General features: G+C 74.2%; 1 pseudogene. It reads left to right on the plus strand.

Annotation, left to right across the window (positions count from 1 at the left end):
• A pseudogene (locus tag ACOADB_RS16730) lies at positions 1 to 1,062 on the plus strand (exodeoxyribonuclease V subunit gamma); the annotation flags it as partial.

The following is a 1,062-nucleotide window of genomic DNA, read 5'->3' on the forward strand; positions in this document are numbered from 1 at the left end:
GCTGATCTCGGCCGGCTTCGGCCTCGGCGAGCTCATCACCGACGAGTCCGCCAAGGGTGTCGGCGACGCACTGCACCCGGCGCACCGGTTGCGGGTCCGCCTCGCCGACCGGGCGGTCAGCAGCACCAACCCGTTGCTCGGCGTCGCCGTCGCACTCGTCGAGCTGGCGGGTGGTCGGGCGACCGCGTCGCAGGTGATCGACCTGCTCTCGCGGGAGGTGTGCCGCCGCCGGTTCGGGTTCAGCGACGACGACCTCGCCCGGATCACCCGGTGGGTCGCGGAAGCCGGCATCCGGTGGGGGATCGACGGCACCCAGCGGGCGTCGTACGCGATGGAAGGGTTCGAGCACAACACCTGGCGTGCCGGTCTCGACCGCCTGCTCCTCGGCGTCGCGATGAGCGACGACGAGCACCAGCACCTCGGCCGCGGGCTGCCCGTCGACGACATCGCGAGCGGCGAGATCGAGCTCGTCGGTCGGCTCAGCGAGGCGGTCGCCCGACTCGGTGCCTGCCTGGAGGCACTCGGCAAGGCCGCCGCCGCCGATGAGTGGTTCGGCGCGATCACCGAGGGCGTGCGCGACCTGTGCGAGGTCGACCCCGACGCCGCGTGGCAGTCGCCGCAGTTCGAGCGCGAGCTGGCCCGGGCACGGGCCAGCGCCGACGAGTCCGGCCCGGATGTCCCGTTGCGCCTGGCCGACGTACGGGCGCTGCTGCAGGCCCGCCTCGCCGGCCGCCCCACCCGCGCGAACTTCCGCACCGGCACGCTCACGGTCTGCACGATGGTCCCGATGCGCTCCGTCCCGCACCGCGTGGTCTGTCTCGTCGGACTGGACGATGGCGTCTTCCCACGCGCCACCGGCATCGACGGCGACGACGTGCTCGCCCGCCGCCCCGTCGTCGGCGAGCGCGACCTGCGCGCCGAGGACCGGCAGCTGCTGCTCGACGCGGTGCTCGCGGCCGGCGAACGCCTCGTGATCACCTACACCGGCGCGGCCGAACACACCGGCCAGGAGCGGCCTCCCGCGGTCCCGCTCGGGGAGCTGCTCGATGCCCTCGACCGCAC

Origin of the sequence: Nocardioides sp. CPCC 206348 (assembly GCF_048654705.1) — a bacterium.
Classification (GTDB): Bacteria; Actinomycetota; Actinomycetes; order Propionibacteriales; family Nocardioidaceae; genus Nocardioides.